At 38.0% G+C, this 18,178-nt stretch carries 16 protein-coding genes; 10 read left to right on the top strand and 6 right to left on the bottom strand.

All coding sequences use genetic code 11. The features are described from left to right. Positions 1-132 precede the first annotated feature (132 nt). Positions 133-393 carry a chlororespiratory reduction protein 7 gene (locus tag VB694_RS14865; protein WP_323361095.1) on the bottom strand — a complete coding sequence of 87 codons (261 nt, stop codon included), beginning with the start codon at positions 391-393 and terminating at the stop codon, positions 133-135. Positions 394-414: 21 nt separating this feature from the next. Continuing rightward, entirely contained in the window at positions 415-1,617 is a 1,203-nt protein-coding gene (locus VB694_RS14860) for a histidine kinase (RefSeq protein ID WP_323361094.1), read from the bottom strand. A 130-nt stretch (positions 1,618-1,747) separates the two neighbouring features. Here VB694_RS14860 and VB694_RS14855 point away from each other — a divergent pair, with 130 nt between their 5' ends. Then, the gene (locus VB694_RS14855; RefSeq protein ID WP_323361093.1) at positions 1,748-2,119 is read left to right on the top strand and encodes a hypothetical protein; all 372 of its coding nucleotides are present in this window, start codon (positions 1,748-1,750) and stop codon (positions 2,117-2,119) included. A gap of 445 nt (positions 2,120-2,564) precedes the next feature. Continuing rightward, a complete protein-coding gene (locus tag VB694_RS14850; RefSeq protein ID WP_323361092.1) occupies positions 2,565-3,935 on the top strand; it encodes an S-layer homology domain-containing protein in 1,371 nt (456 codons plus the stop codon). Between the two features lie 396 nt (positions 3,936-4,331). Here VB694_RS14850 and VB694_RS14845 read toward each other — a convergent pair whose 3' ends face one another. Then, positions 4,332-4,934 (bottom strand): (2Fe-2S) ferredoxin domain-containing protein, encoded by a 603-nt coding sequence (locus tag VB694_RS14845; RefSeq protein WP_323361091.1) that lies wholly within the window; start codon positions 4,932-4,934, stop codon positions 4,332-4,334. Positions 4,935-4,987: 53 nt separating this feature from the next. Continuing rightward, the gene (locus VB694_RS14840) at positions 4,988-5,233 is read right to left on the bottom strand and encodes an Asr1405/Asl0597 family protein (protein WP_416233485.1); all 246 of its coding nucleotides are present in this window, start codon (positions 5,231-5,233) and stop codon (positions 4,988-4,990) included. Between the two features lie 386 nt (positions 5,234-5,619). Between VB694_RS14840 and VB694_RS14835 the strand changes: the two genes are divergently transcribed. From VB694_RS14835 to mutT, 5 genes are all read left to right on the top strand, one after another. Then, the gene (locus VB694_RS14835; RefSeq protein ID WP_323361089.1) at positions 5,620-6,174 is read left to right on the top strand and encodes a Dps family protein; all 555 of its coding nucleotides are present in this window, start codon (positions 5,620-5,622) and stop codon (positions 6,172-6,174) included. Between the two features lie 623 nt (positions 6,175-6,797). After that, the gene (gene carB, locus VB694_RS14830) at positions 6,798-10,091 is read left to right on the top strand and encodes a carbamoyl-phosphate synthase large subunit (RefSeq protein WP_323361088.1); all 3,294 of its coding nucleotides are present in this window, start codon (positions 6,798-6,800) and stop codon (positions 10,089-10,091) included. A gap of 592 nt (positions 10,092-10,683) precedes the next feature. Further along, positions 10,684-11,640, top strand: a complete 957-nt coding sequence (locus VB694_RS14825; RefSeq protein WP_323361124.1) for an RNA polymerase sigma factor, RpoD/SigA family — start codon at positions 10,684-10,686, stop codon at positions 11,638-11,640. A gap of 347 nt (positions 11,641-11,987) precedes the next feature. Next, positions 11,988-12,335 (top strand): DUF760 domain-containing protein, encoded by a 348-nt coding sequence (locus tag VB694_RS14820; protein ID WP_323361087.1) that lies wholly within the window; start codon positions 11,988-11,990, stop codon positions 12,333-12,335. Between the two features lie 130 nt (positions 12,336-12,465). Continuing rightward, entirely contained in the window at positions 12,466-12,897 is a 432-nt protein-coding gene (gene mutT / locus VB694_RS14815; RefSeq protein ID WP_323361086.1) for an 8-oxo-dGTP diphosphatase MutT, read from the top strand. Positions 12,898-12,931: 34 nt separating this feature from the next. Here the strand turns inward: mutT and VB694_RS14810 are convergent, their stop codons facing one another. Continuing rightward, a complete protein-coding gene (locus VB694_RS14810; RefSeq protein ID WP_323361085.1) occupies positions 12,932-13,828 on the bottom strand; it encodes an SPFH domain-containing protein in 897 nt (298 codons plus the stop codon). 277 nt (positions 13,829-14,105) lie between these two features. On the opposite strand from VB694_RS14810, the gene VB694_RS14805 reads away from it, so the two are divergent. The 3 genes from VB694_RS14805 to VB694_RS14795 all read left to right on the top strand — a co-directional run bounded on the left by VB694_RS14805 (position 14,106) and on the right by VB694_RS14795 (position 15,926). Continuing rightward, positions 14,106-14,717, top strand: a complete 612-nt coding sequence (locus VB694_RS14805) for a hypothetical protein (RefSeq protein WP_323361084.1) — start codon at positions 14,106-14,108, stop codon at positions 14,715-14,717. A gap of 192 nt (positions 14,718-14,909) precedes the next feature. Next, positions 14,910-15,176 (top strand): hypothetical protein, encoded by a 267-nt coding sequence (locus VB694_RS14800; RefSeq protein WP_323361083.1) that lies wholly within the window; start codon positions 14,910-14,912, stop codon positions 15,174-15,176. A gap of 282 nt (positions 15,177-15,458) precedes the next feature. Beyond that, on the top strand, positions 15,459-15,926 hold the full coding sequence (locus VB694_RS14795) for a DUF29 domain-containing protein (RefSeq protein WP_323361082.1): 468 nt from the start codon (positions 15,459-15,461) through the stop codon (positions 15,924-15,926). A gap of 101 nt (positions 15,927-16,027) precedes the next feature. Here VB694_RS14795 and VB694_RS14790 read toward each other — a convergent pair whose 3' ends face one another. After that, positions 16,028-18,058 carry an elongation factor G gene (locus tag VB694_RS14790; RefSeq protein ID WP_323361081.1) on the bottom strand — a complete coding sequence of 677 codons (2,031 nt, stop codon included), beginning with the start codon at positions 18,056-18,058 and terminating at the stop codon, positions 16,028-16,030. Between the last annotated feature and the right edge of the window lie 120 nt (positions 18,059-18,178).

Raw genomic sequence — 18,178 nt, 5'->3', positions numbered from 1 at the left:
TTGGTAATTGGTAATTGGTAATTGGTAATATTTTTTCCTAATCCCCAATCTCCAATCCCCAATCCCTAATCCCTAATCCCCAATCCCTAATCCCCAATCCCTAATCCCCAATCCCTAATCCCCAATCCCCAATCACTTTTCTAACCGCACTACATACCACTGTAAATACTTTCCTGGTCCAACATCTAACTCACAACTAGTATCTATTAAATATTGTGCTTGCTCTAACACTGACCGCAATTTTTTGACATCAGGAGGTAAGTCATCAACTGTAAGTTGCTGTAAAGTATTTACTAACTTTTCTAATAACTCTGATGTCGTCAGAAATTGTTCAGGTTGGTTTGTTTCTAGAACAACAAAGTTGTCCTGTTCATACATTAATGGATTTGGCATTTATTAAATGGATAATTAAAGCTAAAAAGGATAAACTGGTAAAGTAAAATGAAACCACGCACCACCTTGAGGGGTTGAATCTACCCAAATTTGACCATAGTGCGCTAAAATAATGCGTTGGCATAAAGCCAGACCAATTCCATAACCATCTGTTCCTTGATCACGTTGTAGACGGAAATGATTTTCAAAGATGCGATCGCGGTTTTCTGGAGGAATACCTGGACCATTATCACCAATACTAAACTGTACTTTTTGGGTAGTGCGGTGTAGTCCAGCTAAACTAATGATGCCACCAGCAGGGGTGTATTTAATAGCATTATCCAACAGATTTACCAAAACTTGACGAATGCGTTCTGGATCAGCATAAACAGAGGGTAAGTCATTGGGGATATCTGTTTCTATTTTTTGAGATTTGGCAATACAGCGATCGCGCAATTCTTCCAGTACATCCAGACTAATTTTAGCTAACTCCAACTTTTGTGGTATAATCGGAAATTCTGTATCATTGCCACGACCGACTTGCAACAGGTCGGCAATCATGCGATCAATTATTCGTGTTTGACTACGGGCTTGCTTGAGTAAATGCTCAGTTATTGCCGGCTTGAGACGTTGAAACTCTCCCTTTTCTGGATTATAGTTAGTTTGCAGCGTTTCTATTGCTATTGCAGCAGCAGTTAAAGGATTGCGGAGATCATGTGCCAACATTGACATCACCCGATCTTTAAATTTTAACTGTTCTTGAAGTTTCTCTTTTTCCTGCTTCAAGTTAAAAATTTCATCAGAAAGTTTGATCAACTCCGCAGAAACAGCCACAGAATGTATTGTAGATGTCGCTGTTACGCGCCCATTCTCATTCTGACGATCTTGTAAGTCTTCCTGTAATTTTAATAATGCATCCACAGCAGTTTGCCAACGAGGCCACCAGTTTTTTAATTGGGCGATGATATTACTGCCAGCCAGAGTCTGTTGAGGTTCTGGATGAATTTTAACTAAAGCGGGCGTTGCCACTAATTTAAAATGTTCCGCTAAATACGGTTGTTGCCCGACATCAATAATTTGCAGTTCAAAACTATACTCGGCTTCTAGATCTCTTAAATAGGCGCGTATTCGCTGTACCTGTTGTCGGGACTTTGGCCGTCCATCGACAAATAGCAACAGCTGGAGTGGAGCCTCAGAATAGATAGGCTGATCCGGGGAAACTTGCATGTCATCTTGTTTCAGCACTGGTAACAACCTGGCGACGCTTTACAGAAAGTAAAATAAACTGACGGTTGTCGATGGTCGTTGTTTTCTTCCAATTTAATATCTATTTTAGATTTTTCATATACCCATCAATCAGATCGGCATTTTTGATATGAGAAAAATCTTTTTGGGACTTTTGCTGCCTTTGACGCTAACTTTTACTCCTAGCTTTGCCTTAGCTATGGAATATAAGTCGACCTTAGACCTGAGTCAACGTCCTGATTCAGCAAAAGGAGATAATATATTTTATACCAAAGCCATGCAGCTAGTACAGCAGCAGATTCATTTAATTGCTCGATTTGAGCAAGCACTGAGCAGCCCAGACCCCAAACAAAATCAGATCCGTTGGCTGGCAGCAACAGCTTTCTCTAACAAGGAAACAAATTTAACTTCATCTCCATTGCCAGTAGTGGGTAGCTCTGCGAAAACAGCCATAACTAACTATAGACCGTCTGTGCAACCTGCGATAGCTGCGCTCGCCTAAGGCATCACACTACCGAAAGAAACTATCATCACTCTCAGAACTGCCAATCAAATCTAGGACTAAAGCTGCGTTTCACAACAAAAATCTGTTGTAGGGTGCATCAGACTGCATAAATCTTGCAAATAAACAGATTGTTGATATCTGACCCACCCTACCAATGTACCAGTTGCGTAAATCCTGAAATCTTGAAAACAACCTAAGATGATAACTTTCAGTTGATGCCTCAAGGAATAGATTATGGCTTTATAGTCAATATATGTGATATACCGTTAGCAAAATTGGATGCTAGACTACAAGCTGTAAATTCATCAACACGAGAATTTTTGCTTAGGGATTGGGGATTGGGGATTGGGGACAATTCATCAACTTTTGCCTATTCTTTGTTCCCTGTTCTCTGATAACTAAAATGCTAGGGTAGGAATTGAAAATAGATTTGTAGTGTCCTGTGATATCTTTTAAACGTCCAGCTATCTTTCTCAGTATGGCTGTTTTACTCTCTACCTTAACAGCCTGTGCTAATGGACCAGCAGCTAAAAATTTGGAACAGTCTTTAGCAGCGGATGCCAAACTGCAAAGCAATCCTGCGGTTTTTGGTGAAACTAAGAATCAAGAAATATCAACTGCACCTAAAATTCAGTTACCTGCTGACTTTCCTAAAGAAATTCCCTTATATCCTAATGCCAGTTTAGAAGAAATTAAACCTGCTAATAATTCAGACAATAAAAGTTTAACTCGGTGGCAAAGTTCAGACCCTAGTAATTTTATTGCTAATTTTTATCGGAGCGAGTTTCAAAATAAAAATTGGCAAGTTTTACAACAACCAAAAGATGACCTAGAAGGCGCTTTTGAAGTGCAGCGTAATGACTTGTTGTTGAAAGTGGAGATTAAACCAAAATCAGTTACTAATAACGCACCAAATCAACCACAAACAGCAACAGATATCCTCATTGAATATGCAGCTAATAGTGTTGATGCAACGAAACCTAACATAAATACAAATTCCGGTACAGTTTCCCCATCTGGTGATTCTCAATTTATTGGACCAATGTTACCCGATACTAATATTGCTAAGTCACCAAATAACGCAGTCAATAACGAAGTTGAAATATTAGAACCTACAGAATTTAATGATTTAAATAAAGTCCCTCCAGAATGGCGTAAACAAATTGAAGATCTAGCAAAATTGGGTATTTTATCAATTGTATCAAAACCAAGTAACAGCGATTCTGGTACTACCAATAATCAAGAATTTGCACCCGATAAAATCGTTACTCGCCGAGAATATGCCCGTTGGTTAGTAGCAGCAAATAATGTGATGTATGCTAATAATCCAGCTAAAAAAATTCGTTTAGCATCCACAAGTACACAACCAGCTTTTAGAGATATTTCCGCAAAAGATCCTGATTTTCCAGCTATTCAAGGATTAGCAGAAGCAGGATTAATTCCTAGTAATTTATCTGGAGATGCAACAGCAGTTTTATTTCGTCCTGATGCACCTTTAACTAGGGAAAATCTCTTAATGTGGAAAGTTCCGTTAGATACTCGTCAAGCTTTACCTAATGCTAATTTGGAAGCAGTAAAACAAACTTGGGGTTTTCAAGATACGGAAAAAATTGATCCTAAAGCATTAAGAGCAATTTTAGCTGATTTTCAAAATGCGGAACAATCAAATATTAGAAGAGTGTTTGGTTATACGACACTTTTTCAACCTAAAAAAGCGGTGACTCGTGCGGAAGCTGCTGCGGCTTTATCTTATTTTGGTCTTCAGAATGAGGGGATGTCAACTACTGAGGCTTTGAAATTGAAAGGGGAGTAAGTTGTTAGAAGCAGGATATCCAGGATTTTAGGATGTAGAGGATGTTATTTTTTCTTGTTCCCAGTCTCAGACTGGGAATGCAAAAAGTGAGTCTCTGACTCACAACAATGTAAAATGATATTGATGATTTTATTTGTCAGAATCAGGATTTACAGGATGTTATTTGAATACTATGATTTTTTGACTAGATGATATTAATTAGATCATCTTTAATCAATTTTAATCAATTGTATTTTATTTATTCTCAGTCAAATAAGCTAAATTTATTTTTCAAAAAATTTTCTTTTTTTTAGACAAATAATTAAATACCAAAAATCATCAATGAAAGAAAATCAAACATCCTGTAAATCCTTAAATCCTGGATATCCTGATTCAGACAAATAATTAAAGTTATAATTAAACTTCTATAAATTGCCGTTTTTCTATTTCCACATCTTTACCAAAATGCTTATCTACCAAAATAGAAACTTGTTCAGGTTTAACCTTTGTATAACGAGTTTTATCTGGCATCACTAAATTAGGTCCAGCCTTACAATTTTTCATACAGCCAGTACCTTTAATATTAACTGTATCTTGTAAACCGCGATCGCTCAACTCTGATTCTAACACCTTGCACAACGCTTTACCACTGCGTTTCATACAATCCGATTTTTGACACATTAAAATAGTTTGTGTCTTCGCTGGTTTAGGTTTATTTGCAGCTGGTGATGGAGACACTACTTCTATCTGAGAACTTGCAGCCATTACCCGTTCAGCTTTCAGCATTACCTGATCGTTTTTAGAATCATACGTTTTAGTGCCGACAACTTGCAACCAAGTTCCACGCGGTAGACGCAAATCAAAAGCTACTCGTAAATGTTTGGCTAGTTTTACATAGCATTCACCCTCAGCAGTCGCTAATAACAAGCCTTTTAACTTATAACCGTCTTTAATCACAAAATCTAAAAATCTACCCTCAAGGCAAAATTCCGTCACTTCATTACTGTAGAATACACTCATTTTTTTTGACCTATTTTTAAACAACACAATTTATTAAGGCATTAAAAAAATTGTTAGCGAATCCGCCAAGAATTTTCAAGAGTAAAAATTAAATCTTGACGAGAAGCTTTAAATTGTCTCACCACACTCCAAAGCTGTACAGCTACCTGTGGATTAGCAATTTCTACTTGCAATGGTTGGTTTATCTCACAACGACAAGGAATATTTAACTCATTTAAACGTTGATAAACTTGCCAACGGTCTGACCAATTCACTTCTACAATGTGCCTTATTTCTGCTTCTGAACTAAAAGATTTCAAGCGAATTACCCTCAAAGTGCAACAAACTTGCAGTAAACACAACATATTGACTCCCTGGTTTGGGGAGTTTGTCTGAGTTGAACCTTATAAATAAGAATAGCGTAAGTGCAAATTATTGTCATTAAATTTGCAAAAAATTTTCAGGAAATCTTTACCACCGCTCCACGTCAAATCAATACATACTTTGTCAATAAAGTCAATATAAATGTTACACAAATACAGATAAATTTAATATTTAGTACCAACCTGAGCAGAAAATAGATACTTGTAGCCGTGAAAAATGATAAATTCTGTCAGATTTAATAGACTTGCGATGAATTCTGAAAATGTTAATATAGAGAAAATCAGCAGTTAAAAATCATAACTGCTAAAAAGCGAGGAGAACAATGTCTGATACTCAAACTCTGTTACAAAATTTTGGTCAAGTATATGACAATCCTGTATTGCTGGATCGCAGTGTCACTACACCAGTCGTTGAAGGATTTAACGTGGTACTAGCTAGTTTTCAAGCATTATATTTGCAATACCAAAAACATCATTTTGTGGTTGAAGGTGCAGAATTTTATTCACTCCATGAATTTTTTAACACCAGCTACAAAGAAATTCAAGATCACATCCATGAAATTGGTGAACGTTTAAATGGCTTGGGTGGTGTACCCGTGGCTAGTTTTAGCAAATTAGCTGAATTATGCTGCTTTGAACCAGAAGTAGATGGGACATTTTCTTCCCGAAAGATGATAGAAAATGACCTGGTTGCAGAACAAGCGATTATTGGTGTAATTCGTCGTCAAGCGGCTCAGGCTGAGAGTTTGGGAGACAGAGGTACACGTTATCTTTACGAAAAGATTTTGTTGAAGACAGAAGAGAGAGCTTACCATTTAGCTCACTTTTTAGCTAAAGATAGTTTAACCTTGGGTTTTGTTCAACCTGCTGCAAACTAAACTTTAGATAATTTTCAATCTGCTTATTTAGACAGATTTAAAATTTAGCTGTATCAGCTATGTGAATATAAAGAAAATTGGCAGATAGGAGAATTTATTCCTGTCTGTCATTTTTAATCTTAGCTCATGAAAATTATTGATTTTAATCTAAAATATTGAATAATTAATTAGCAACAATATTTGTCATAAATTTATGATAAACATCGAGAATTAACTATCATAAAATCAACTAAAGATATATAGCTGATTAGAGACATCAAAAAAACCATTAAGAACTGTAGTTGAGAATTATTTCTAGTTAATTTTATGCACACAATAGAAATAATTTGCCAAAGCTTGGGTATAAAATCTGAACATCATTAAATAAACTTTCATTTGAGTAAAAACCAGTCAGGAAACTTTCGCAATTTTGTGAGGAATTATGCCAAAAAATCTCAACTTCTGAGTTCTATCTTGGTGCTATCTCATCTATGGTGAGTTTTTCCTGTATTTTTTCCACATAGCACACTCTAAACCCCATTCCATGATCAGAACCAGGAAAACTTCGTAACAAATAAGATGATCGGGTGTAAAGACCCTTAAAATAGTCAAGATTTCTATTTTCTTGATCTAAAGTAAAAACTATGCCTCGTCGTCAAGATATCCGAAAAATTCTTCTGTTAGGTTCAGGTCCAATTGTCATTGGCCAAGCCTGTGAATTTGATTATTCTGGAACTCAAGCCTGTAAAGCCTTACGAGAAGAAGGCTATGAAGTGGTGTTGGTCAATTCTAACCCAGCCACTATTATGACCGACCCAGAAACAGCAGACCGCACCTATATTGAACCGCTGACACCAGAAATAGTAGAAAAAGTCATCGCTAAAGAGCGACCTGATGCCCTACTACCAACAATGGGAGGACAAACCGCCCTTAACCTCGCTGTAGCTTTGGCGAAAAATGGTGTTTTGGAAAAATACAACGTTGAGTTAATTGGTGCGAAATTACCAGCAATTGAAAAAGCCGAAGACAGAAAACTGTTTAACGAAGCGATGGACAAAATTGGGGTAGCAGTCTGTCCTAGTGGTACAGCTTCGACTTTAGCAGAATCAAAAGCGATCGCACAACGGATTGGTTCTTATCCTCTCATTATCCGTCCTGCCTTTACAATGGGTGGTACAGGAGGCGGTATAGCCTACAATAAAGAAGAATTTGAAGAAATGGCACAAGTAGGGATTGATGCCAGTCCCGTTTCTCAGATTCTCATTGACCAATCTTTGCTAGGTTGGAAAGAATATGAACTAGAAGTCATGCGTGACTTAGCAGATAACGTAGTCATTATCTGTTCCATCGAAAACCTCGACCCAATGGGGATTCACACAGGCGATTCTATCACCGTCGCCCCTGCCCAAACCCTCACCGATAAAGAATATCAACGGTTGCGGGATATGGCGATTAAAATTATCCGCGAAATTGGCGTAGAAACCGGCGGTTCAAATATTCAGTTTGCGGTAAATCCTGTCAATGGGGATGTAGTCGTCATTGAAATGAACCCCCGTGTATCCCGCAGTTCTGCTTTATCTTCCAAAGCCACAGGTTTCCCCATTGCCAAAATAGCGGCTAAGTTAGCTGTGGGTTACACCTTGAATGAACTGCAAAACGATATCACCAAGAAAACCCCCGCTTCCTTTGAACCGACAATTGATTATGTGGTGACAAAAATTCCCCGTTTCGCGTTTGAAAAATTCCCCGGTTCTGAACCTGTACTAACTACCCAAATGAAGTCTGTCGGGGAAGCAATGGCCATTGGACGGACATTTAACGAATCCTTCCAAAAAGCATTGCGTTCTCTAGAAACCGGTCGCGCTGGTTGGGGTTGTGACAAAGCTGAAAAATTACCCAGTGGTGAACAAATTCGCGCTCAATTGCGGACACCAAACCCAGAACGCATCTTTGCAGTCCGTCATGCGATGCAACTAGGAATGAGTAATGAAGAAATCTATGAACTTACGGCTATTGACCCGTGGTTTTTAGATAAATTACAACAGCTGCTAGAAGTGGAGAAATTTCTGAAACGCACTCCCTTAAAGCAGTTGACAAAAGAGCAAATGTATGCTGTCAAAAGGGATGGTTTTAGCGATCGCCAAATAGCCTATGCTACTAAAACCAATGAAGATGAAGTTAGGGCTTACCGCAAGAACTTAGGAGTGATTCCAGTTTACAAAACTGTGGATACTTGCGCGGCTGAATTTGAAGCTCTAACTCCTTATTACTATTCTACCTACGAAGAAGAAACGGAAGTTTTACCCACCACCAAACCCAAGGTGATGATTTTGGGTGGGGGGCCAAACCGCATTGGTCAAGGAATTGAGTTTGATTATTGTTGTTGTCACGCTGCTTATGCTTTACATGGTGCAGGGTATGAAACAATCATGGTTAATTCTAATCCTGAAACGGTTTCTACAGATTATGATACAAGCGATCGCTTGTATTTTGAGCCGTTAACCAAGGAAGACGTTCTCAACATCATCGACACCGAAAACCCGGTGGGAATAATTGTCCAGTTTGGGGGACAAACACCATTAAAATTAGCAGTTCCCTTACAGCAATATTTAGAGCAACTAGCGAATGGTGATGTTTACCAATGTCCTGTTCCTAGTCCTGATTTTCCCATTCCCCAAATTTGGGGTACATCTCCCGATTCTATCGACATGGCTGAAAACCGGGAGCGATTTGAAAAGATTCTCAACAAATTAAATATTGCTCAACCGCCTAATGGTATAGCCAGAAGTTATGAAGATGCTTTAATTGTCGCTAAACGCATTGGTTATCCTGTGGTGGTGCGTCCTAGCTATGTATTGGGAGGAAGAGCGATGGAAATCGTCTATTCTGATGCAGAGTTAGAACGCTACATGACTTTTGCCGTGCTGGTAGAACCAGACCATCCCATTTTAATTGATAAATTCTTAGAAAATGCCATTGAAGTTGATGTCGATGCGATCGCTGACCATACTGGCAGAGTCGTAATCGGTGGCATTATGGAACACATCGAACAAGCGGGTATTCACTCAGGAGATTCGGCTTGTACCTTACCGTCTATTTCCCTATCCCCAGCCGTTCTCAATCAAATTCGTACTTGGACAGTCGAACTAGCACAAGCTTTGTCTGTTGTAGGTTTGATGAATATTCAATTTGCGGTAGTCGGTGCAAATAGTTATTCTCCCCAAGTCTACATTTTGGAAGCTAACCCCAGAGCATCCCGCACTGTGCCTTTTGTTTCTAAAGCTACAGGTGTACAACTGGCAAAACTCGCATCCTTAATTATGTCGGGTAAAACCTTAGAGGAATTGAACTTTACACAAGAAGTTATTCCCTCTCATATTGCAGTGAAGGAAGCCGTCTTACCCTTTAATAAATTCCCTGGTACAGATACCATCTTAGGACCAGAAATGCGCTCAACAGGCGAAGTGATGGGGATTGATAGCGATTTTGGCCGGGCTTTTGCGAAAGCGGAAATGGGTGCAGGGGAAAAGTTACCTCTCAAGGGTACTGTATTTGTTTCCATGAGCGATCGCGATAAATCTCTGGCTGTAGATGTAGTCAAAGAATTTATCAACCTGGGTTTCAATATCATGGCTACCCAAGGTACACGCCAATTCCTTCAGGAACAAGGATTAAAGATTGAGTCCATACTCAAACTCCATGAAGGTCGTCCTCATGTTGTCGATGCGATCAAAAATCAGCAAATTCAGCTAATCATCAATACACCATCAGGAGAAGAAGCCCGCACCGATGGACAGTTGATTCGTCGTACAGCCTTAGCTTACAAAATTCCCATTATTACTACTATCGCTGGCGCTAGAGCCACAGTCGCCGCCATCCGTTCTCTGCAAAACACAACCTTAGATGTAAAAGTCATTCAAGAATACTGTCCAACTTAGGTGATGGGGTGATGGGGTGATGGGGTGATGGGGAGGTAAACAACCCAATCCCCAGTCCCCAATCCCCAATCCCCAATCCCCAATCCCCAGTCCCCAATCCCCAGTCCCCAGTCCCCAGTCCCCGAAACATTAAGCAATTATTATAGGAGAAAGATTATGGTTAACATTGAGATATTTTAACAAATATGAGAAAGCGATTTCTTCCCTAGAGAATTGATTTCCAGAGCTTCATACATAATTTTTTAAGTATAATTACGGCATTTTAACCCCTGAAGTAACCAGGAAATTTTGGGTTTTTCGGTAGTCAAACTTTTCTCATAAATGTTACAATTATTAATAATTCTCATAAAACCAAAAATGTTCGACATACTACCTTATATCTAACTGTCGGTACTTGTAATTACTAGGAAATAACTGTAACGTCTAGCAGTTAAGAAGCCTAATATTGATTAAATATAAGCAGCCGAGTTGATCGGGCGTGTAAATCCCAAACCCTAGCGTAGTTTTCCAGCGTACCTGGATGGCAACATCCCAAGGCATTTATCAGCTAATGACACTACCAGCAAACCCATCATCACCAAAGAGTAGCGCCATGAAGACGGCTCAGACACCCACAGACCTCGTGCGGACTTACCTGCGTGAGATTGGCCGTGTGCCACTCCTCACCCATGAAGAAGAGATTCATTATGGGAAACAGGTACAAAAATGTACCGCGTTGTATGAGGTGAGAGATAATCTTGCTAATCAGTTAGATCGTCAACCCAGTTTAGAAGAGTGGGCAACAGCAGCACAACTAGAACTAGTAGAGTTAAATGAAGCGATCGCTGAAGGTGAAATTGCTAAACGTAAAATGGTAGAAGCCAATCTGCGTTTAGTTGTGTCTGTTGCCAAAAAGTACATTAAGCGCAATGTCGATTTACTCGACTTAATCCAAGAAGGTAGTATTGGGATGCAACGGGGAGTAGAAAAATTTGACCCCACCAAAGGTTATAGATTTTCTACCTATGCCTATTGGTGGATACGTCAGGCTATTACCCGCGCTATTGCCGAAAAAGCTCGCACAATTCGTCTCCCCATTCATATTACCGAAAAGCTAAATAAAATCAAGAAAGCACAACGCCAACTCTCCCAAACGCTGGGACGTGCGCCTACAGCTATAGAATTAGCTGAAGAATTGGAATTAACACCTAAACAGGTGCGTGAATGCTTAGAAAAAGCCCGTCTGCCTTTATCTCTAGATTTACGACTAGGGGATAATTACGACACTGAACTGGGAGAAATGCTGGAAGATACAGGTGCATCACCAGAAGATTTTGTGATGCAATCTTCTCTATCTTACGACATAGAGTGTCTGATGTCAGAACTCACCCCACAGCAGAAGGAAGTCATTAAGCTGCGTTTTGGTTTATTAGATGGGCAATCTTTGACTCTAGCGAAAATAGGTGAAATACTGAATATCAGTCGGGAACGAGTCCGACAAATTGAACGGGAAGCCTTAACAAAACTTCGCAAGTCAAAAGCCAGCATGAATGAATATCTTGCTAGTTAGGTGACTGAGGATTGGGGATTGGGGATTGGTGATTGGTGATTGGGGATTGGTGATTGGTGATTGGTGATTGGTGATTGGTGATTGGTGATTGGTGATTGGGAAGAATTAAGTCAAAAACTCTGTTCCCTGTTCCCTGTTCCCTGTTCCCTGTCACCTGTCACCTAGACTTATTCGCAAAACTACGCTGCTTTTGGTACGGTTAAACCGACTCCCATGACTGAAATAATCGGTTACATTGGTTGACATGGATACACAATTAATTTTCGTCGTCATCAAATACAAAACAAGTTATTAATTATTTCAGTCACAATTACCACAGTTAGTAGTTGTAGTCAAGGAGAGAAAAAGTGAGTAACCAACCAAATCGAGTATCAGAATTTTTTAACGGTGAATCTGAAAATAGCAACATATTATGGCAATACCTTAAGTCCTTAAGTCCAGAAACTGTTACTCAGTTATCTAAACCCACTTCTGCGGAAGTTTTTCAAGTCATGGAACGGAATATTGTCGGACTTTTGGGAAATCTGCCTTCAGAACACTTTGGTATTACTATTACCACCAACCGCGAAAATTTAGGTCGGCTATTAGCCTCTGCAATGATTAGTGGTTATTTCTTGCGGAATGCAGAACAGAGAATGGACTTTGATATAGCTTTACAAGGAACTGAAGCAAACAGCAGCGATGTTGCTGAGTAAAGAAGTGAACTAACGCCAGTTAAACAAATTCTCTGCTAAATTGAGCATTGTATTAGCAGAATTTTAATAATTGGTGTTTTTTATTGAATAAATTTCTAAATTTTATAATTTCCATATCTAATCCTGTTTTATGAGTGAAATATCTGTTGTCCCCCATAAAATCATTGGTGTTGCTGTTATTTGGAATCAAGAAAAACAAATTTTAATTGACCGTCGTCGTCCAGAAGGGACTATGGGTGGTTTATGGGAATTTCCTGGAGGTAAAATAGAACCAGGTGAGACGATAGAAGAATGTATAGAAAGGGAAATTTTAGAAGAGTTAGGAATTAAAATTGAAGTAGGTAAACATCTGATTACTATTGATCATACTTATCCTCATTTGCGAGTAACTTTAAATGTATATCATTGTCATCATTTAGCAGGAATTCCCCAAGCTATAGAATGTGCAGAAATTCGTTGGGTAGGTTTAGATGAGTTGGATAATTTTACCTTTCCAGAAGCGAATGTAGAAATTATTGATGCTTTGAGAAAGAGTCAATTAAATCCTGAAAAACCATATTAAGTTTCTCGCCAAGGTGCAAAAGTCTGGAAATATTTTATGGTTTTGATGTTCTTGTATCTGGCTGAATTAAAATAGGCATTCCTCCCTTTTCAGCACCGATAACGACAACCTTAGAATTATTAGATTGAGCAAGTTTTTCTGTAGCTTCAATGGCGCGTAATTGCAAAATTTGGTTAGTGAGTCCACCAGAAATAATTTTTTGAGAATCAGCTATACCTTTAGCTTCAATTTTCTTTCTTTCAGCTTCTTGACGCTCTTTTTCTAATACAAATTTCATTTGCTCATTTTCTTGTTCAGCTTTGAGTTTTTGCTGAATAGCTATTTGTAACGTATCAGGCATTTTCACATTTCTCAAAAGTGCTTGGTCAACAATAAAACCTAACTTTGGTATGTCCTGGGTGAGTTGTTGATCAATTTTATCAACTATTTCCTGACGTTTTATCGAGTAAACTGCACTAGCTGGATAGTTCGCAGTAATAGCGCGGACTGTAGAACGAAATCTGGAAATAATCAATTCTTTTTCATCAGTTCCAATAGTTTTATATACTGTCGCTGCTTTTTGGGGGTCAAGTCTATATTGCAGACTGACATCAAGATTTAAACTTAAACCTTCTTGAGATGTTGTGTCTATGTTTTCCTTAATATCTTTCAGACGAGTGGAAAAATTCAAGACTTTAGCAAAGGGGTTAACTACATGAACACCGGAATTAAGGGTATTGTCGGAAACGTTACCAAATAGGTTGATAACACCCACATTTCCCGGTGGAACAATCACTAAAAGCCTAGAAATTGAAGCTAGAAAGGCAATACTACCAATTAAGATGGTAATTCCTCTGACTGCAATTTGAGTCTTTATGTTCGTGATTTTGCTGCTTTGGAGATAGATGAGACTTGCGATGAGACTGGTGAGAAGGGAGAATATAAAGCCCATGATGATTTTCCTGTGTTGTTAAGATGTTGTATATACTTAACATACAAGTATAATCTTGAGTTTAAGGTTTGGTCATCAATAAAAGCTATTATTCTAAATTTCCATCATATTTGCTGAAACATTTTTGACCAATATCGTCACTTTATCAGGTGTTTCTCTTGTTAGTTTTGTGAATTACTATTTGAATATTTACGGTTTTTATGATACAAACAGTTCGGTTAACCCTAAGTAGGGTAAATACATAAAAGCTACAGTAAAGAAGTCAACAGGAGATAATATGCAAAAAACAACAGAAAATATGACAATCAATGAATTAATGCATTACTACCTTGAAAAAAGTGAAGTTGCAAATGGAGGTAGCACAACAGCAAAGCCAGGTCATTCAAGAACAATTTTTGTTGAAACAAAAGGTGGAGAAGGATATACCGAGCGAGTAGAAGCTGGAATATGGGGAGAAATAAATTCAGAGCCTACTGTTTTATTAAAATTATTTCATGAAAGATATTATGCTGTAAGTCATGAAACATACAAAGAAATTTGTGATTTATTAAGCCGTGATCTTTCTCAGAGTGAAATAACCACAGTACGCACATCACAAGTGGCATATCCAGGAGGTATTATTGACATAAATCTCCCAGGTAAACCTACTATAAAAGCAAAAGCTTGGTATGAGATTACACCAGGAGAAGTAACTCTTTTCCTAGTAAATGATACACTATATGCTATTAGCCGTAAAGCCCCCAAAACAATTTCTGTGAGAACTATAAGTCAAAGAAAAACAGGTAGTTTTGCAAATCCAAACCCAAAACGAGAAATAATTTGGCATAAATTTGATTTATCAGGAAATAGCATCCCAGGTTTTCCGAATAAACCAAGCTATCTATTATAACAAAAATATGAAAAGAGAAATTTAATAAATTTGGATTGAGGCATAAATTTTGGCTCAATCCTATTTTTCATGAATATTACTGCAAATTTTCTTAAGGCTCTAACCTAGCAAATAAGGAAAAGTGTTCTGCACGCTCATCACATGAGCAGCCAATGTATCTTATTATATGTATAGTTGATTTAGTAAAAATATATGGGAAGAGTACGTGAGCGTAGAACATGGCATTTGACTCCTAGTGGTTGGGAACAAGGTTCTTTGCATGAAGATATTGGTATTTCTATAGAAGTAAGACCACCAGTAGATAGAGTCATAACACAAACCTGTGTGAAAGTAACGTATGAATATTATCGTGATGGTTCTCCTTATTATGAGGTAAGTAACCCAGAATTTGAGATACAGAACAAAGAGCTTATTAAGGAATTAATTGCTAAATATGGAGATTGTCCAGAAGAAATATAAGGCTATCTCCGCACTCTCCTCTCTCTCCGCGTCTTTGCGCGAAATAAAACTAAGGACACCCATGCAGAGTGTCCCTAAAACTAACTCAAACTATTTACCATTACTAATTAGAATGCGTTCAGCCAGCTATTCTGGTACTTCTTATAGGTGATCTTCCAATGGAAAGAACCAACACCAAGAGTAAGCGATTCAACTATAATGATTATATCAGCCAACTATTTTGTGTGTACCTAAAGATACTGCTCAAAAATCTCACAATTTCTTTGAGGAGGTTGAAATAAAATGACAGCAACTCAACCCACAAACCTTACTAATTTAAATCTTTATAATGAAGATTTTTATTTGTGGATAGAAACTACAGCAAAACAATTAAAAAATGGTAACTTTTCAGAAATTGACTTAACTAATTTGATTGAAGAAATTGAAAGCATGGGAAGAAGTGAAAAAAGAGCATTAAAAAGTAACTTATTAGTTTTATTAATGCACCTTCTCAAATATAAATATCAACCTGAAAAATGCAGTAATAGTTGGTTATCTACCATATTTGAACATAGACGTAGATTGAAAGAAGAATTAACCGAAAGTCCAAGTTTAAAAAAATACTTCTCTGACGTATTTAACGAATCTTATCAAGATGCAAGAAAACAAGCATCCTTAGAAACAGGTTTATCAATTGATACTTTTCCTTTTAATTCTCCGTTTACGACAGAAGAAAGTTTAAATCAAGATTATTTACCAGAACAACATTGATTTTTTTCTTATCTTATCTTCTTGCTTTGCGCCTTTGCTCCTCTGCGACTTTGCGCGAAATAAAACTAAGGACACCCATGCAGAGTGTCCCTAAAACTAATCTACTTACCGTTACCAGCATTAGTAACCAGAATGCGTTCAGCCAGCTTTTCTGGTACTTCTTGGAGATGATCTTGTTCCCAATGGAAAGAACCAACGCCTAAAGTGAGCGATCGCAATTCTACAATAAAATCCTGCATTTCCGCTTGGGGTAAATATGCAGAAACATTATCCCAACCTGACCAATCTTGTCTACCTTCATAACCCAAAATTTGCCCCCGTCTACCACTCAAAAGTTGTAAAACCTTAGAAGTAAACTCACTGGGAGTATTCACATCAACCTTTAAAATCGGTTCTAATAATGTTGGTTCGGCTTGAGTTACTCCTGTTTGCATTGCTAGACGTGCAGCTTGTTTAAAAGCTTGTTCCGAACTATCAACGGAATGATAAGAACCATTAGTTAATGTCACCGCAACATCAACCATCGGGAAACCTAAAGGACCATGTATGAGAAATTCCCGCACACCCATTTCTACCCCAGGAATGTACTGTTTTGGAACAACACCACCAACAATCTTTTCCTTAAAATTGAAACCTTCACCTCTTGCTAAAGGTTGAATATCTAAATAAACATCTCCAAATTGTCCATGTCCACCACTTTGATGTTTATAACGTCCATGAACTGAGTTTACAGATTTACGAATAGTTTCTTTATAAGGAACTTGGGGAAGATGAGTAGACATTGGTAAATTATATTTGCGTCGCAGTCTATCTAATGCAACTTGCAAATGTATTTCCCCTTGTCCCCACAAAATTACTTCATGAGTATCACCGTGTTGTTCCCAATTTAAAGCCGGATCTTCTTCTAATAACTTAGTAATAGCCGCACTAAGTTTGACTTCATCATTGCGTTTTTCTGGTGTAATTGCTAAAGCAAAAACCGATTCTAATTGTTCGGCTTTTGGTAATTGCTGAATTTGGGAATTTGGAGAAATTGTATCTCCGGTTTTAATGCCTTCCAATCTACTAATAGCGACAATTTCACCAGCTACGGCTTGATTAACTTGCTGTTGTTGTTGTCCCATCAAACGGTAAAGACCACCAGCACGAACGCCATTTAAAACAATACCATCAGTTAATGTTCCTTGCCATACTCGCACTAAAGAAAGTTTACCACCTTGGGGAGTATAGAAAGTTTTGAGAACTTGCGCTAAAGGAGTATCACTAATTTTTCCTAAACGCCGTTCCATTGTTGTTTCTGGTGCTGGTGCTTCTCGCAATAAAGCTTCTAATAAAGGTCTAACACCATAATCTTGTTCTGCAATACCAAAGAAAACAGGTACTACTAAATCAGCACCTAATTCAAATTTTAAATCTTTGATAATTTCCTCTTGCGGTGGTTCAATATCTTCTAAAAGTTCTTCGAGTAAATGATCATCAAAATCTGCCAAAGCTTCTAACATTTCTGCTCTAGCTTGATGTTCTTCAGCTTTTAATTCTTGAGGAAATGGTATAGGATCAGCAGGTGCGCCGGCATGATATTGATAAGCTTTTTCTGTCACCATATCAATAAATCCTGTTAGTTGTTCCCCTTGCATAATGGGGTATTGGTGCAGAACTAACGGACGACTGGAAACTGCTTTCAGGGCTTTTAATGTTTCTAAAACATGAATATTTGCCCGATCCATTTTATTCACAAAAACGATGTGGGGAATTTCCCAATCATCGAGAAATTTGAATAATGGTGCTAAAGTTAAAACTCTTTCTTTGATGGGTTCACAAATAACAATTGCCGCATCAACTCCCATTAACGCATTGTATGTTTCTTGGGCAAATTCTATTGAACCCGGACAATCTATAAATGTGAAGTGTGTATTTTCATATTCGGTACTCGCTGCGGAGACTTCCACACTCATGCGTCTGTCGCGTGCTTCGTTGGCACTATCTCCAACTGTGTTACCATCTTGAATGTTACCTTTGCGAGAAATTGCTGTGGTGACAAATAACAAACTTTCTAATAAAGTGGTTTTTCCACTTAAATAAGGTCCGACAATTGCTACGTTCTGCGAACCGGATTTTAATTTTTCGTTCATAAAACCTCCTTTACGGTGATTCCCTCAACCGCATTCTGTATTTATCAGGAGTAATTCATTAAGCATTCAGCTTTTTAACACTTGCGCCAAAAATCTTTATTTGCTGATCTTACTGATTAA

Origin of the sequence: Anabaena sp. UHCC 0451 (genome assembly GCF_034931405.1) — a bacterium.
Classification (GTDB): Bacteria; Cyanobacteriota; Cyanobacteriia; order Cyanobacteriales; family Nostocaceae; genus RDYJ01.
Note: the sequence above shows the minus strand (reverse complement) of the source record. Positions and strands in the feature narration are given on the sequence as shown.

Coding starts and splice junctions, on each gene's coding strand:
- VB694_RS14865 (WP_323361095.1), bottom strand. CDS start 393: ATGCCAAATCCATTAATGTATGAACAGGACAACTTTGTTGTTCTAGAA.
- VB694_RS14855 (WP_323361093.1), top strand. CDS start 1,748: ATGAGAAAAATCTTTTTGGGACTTTTGCTGCCTTTGACGCTAACTTTT.
- VB694_RS14845 (WP_323361091.1), bottom strand. CDS start 4,934: ATGAGTGTATTCTACAGTAATGAAGTGACGGAATTTTGCCTTGAGGGT.
- VB694_RS14835 (WP_323361089.1), top strand. CDS start 5,620: ATGTCTGATACTCAAACTCTGTTACAAAATTTTGGTCAAGTATATGAC.
- carB (WP_323361088.1), top strand. CDS start 6,798: ATGCCTCGTCGTCAAGATATCCGAAAAATTCTTCTGTTAGGTTCAGGT.
- VB694_RS14825 (WP_323361124.1), top strand. CDS start 10,684: ATGAAGACGGCTCAGACACCCACAGACCTCGTGCGGACTTACCTGCGT.
- mutT (WP_323361086.1), top strand. CDS start 12,466: ATGAGTGAAATATCTGTTGTCCCCCATAAAATCATTGGTGTTGCTGTT.
- VB694_RS14810 (WP_323361085.1), bottom strand. CDS start 13,828: ATGGGCTTTATATTCTCCCTTCTCACCAGTCTCATCGCAAGTCTCATC.
- VB694_RS14805 (WP_323361084.1), top strand. CDS start 14,106: ATGCAAAAAACAACAGAAAATATGACAATCAATGAATTAATGCATTAC.
- VB694_RS14800 (WP_323361083.1), top strand. CDS start 14,910: ATGGGAAGAGTACGTGAGCGTAGAACATGGCATTTGACTCCTAGTGGT.
- VB694_RS14795 (WP_323361082.1), top strand. CDS start 15,459: ATGACAGCAACTCAACCCACAAACCTTACTAATTTAAATCTTTATAAT.
- VB694_RS14790 (WP_323361081.1), bottom strand. CDS start 18,058: ATGAACGAAAAATTAAAATCCGGTTCGCAGAACGTAGCAATTGTCGGA.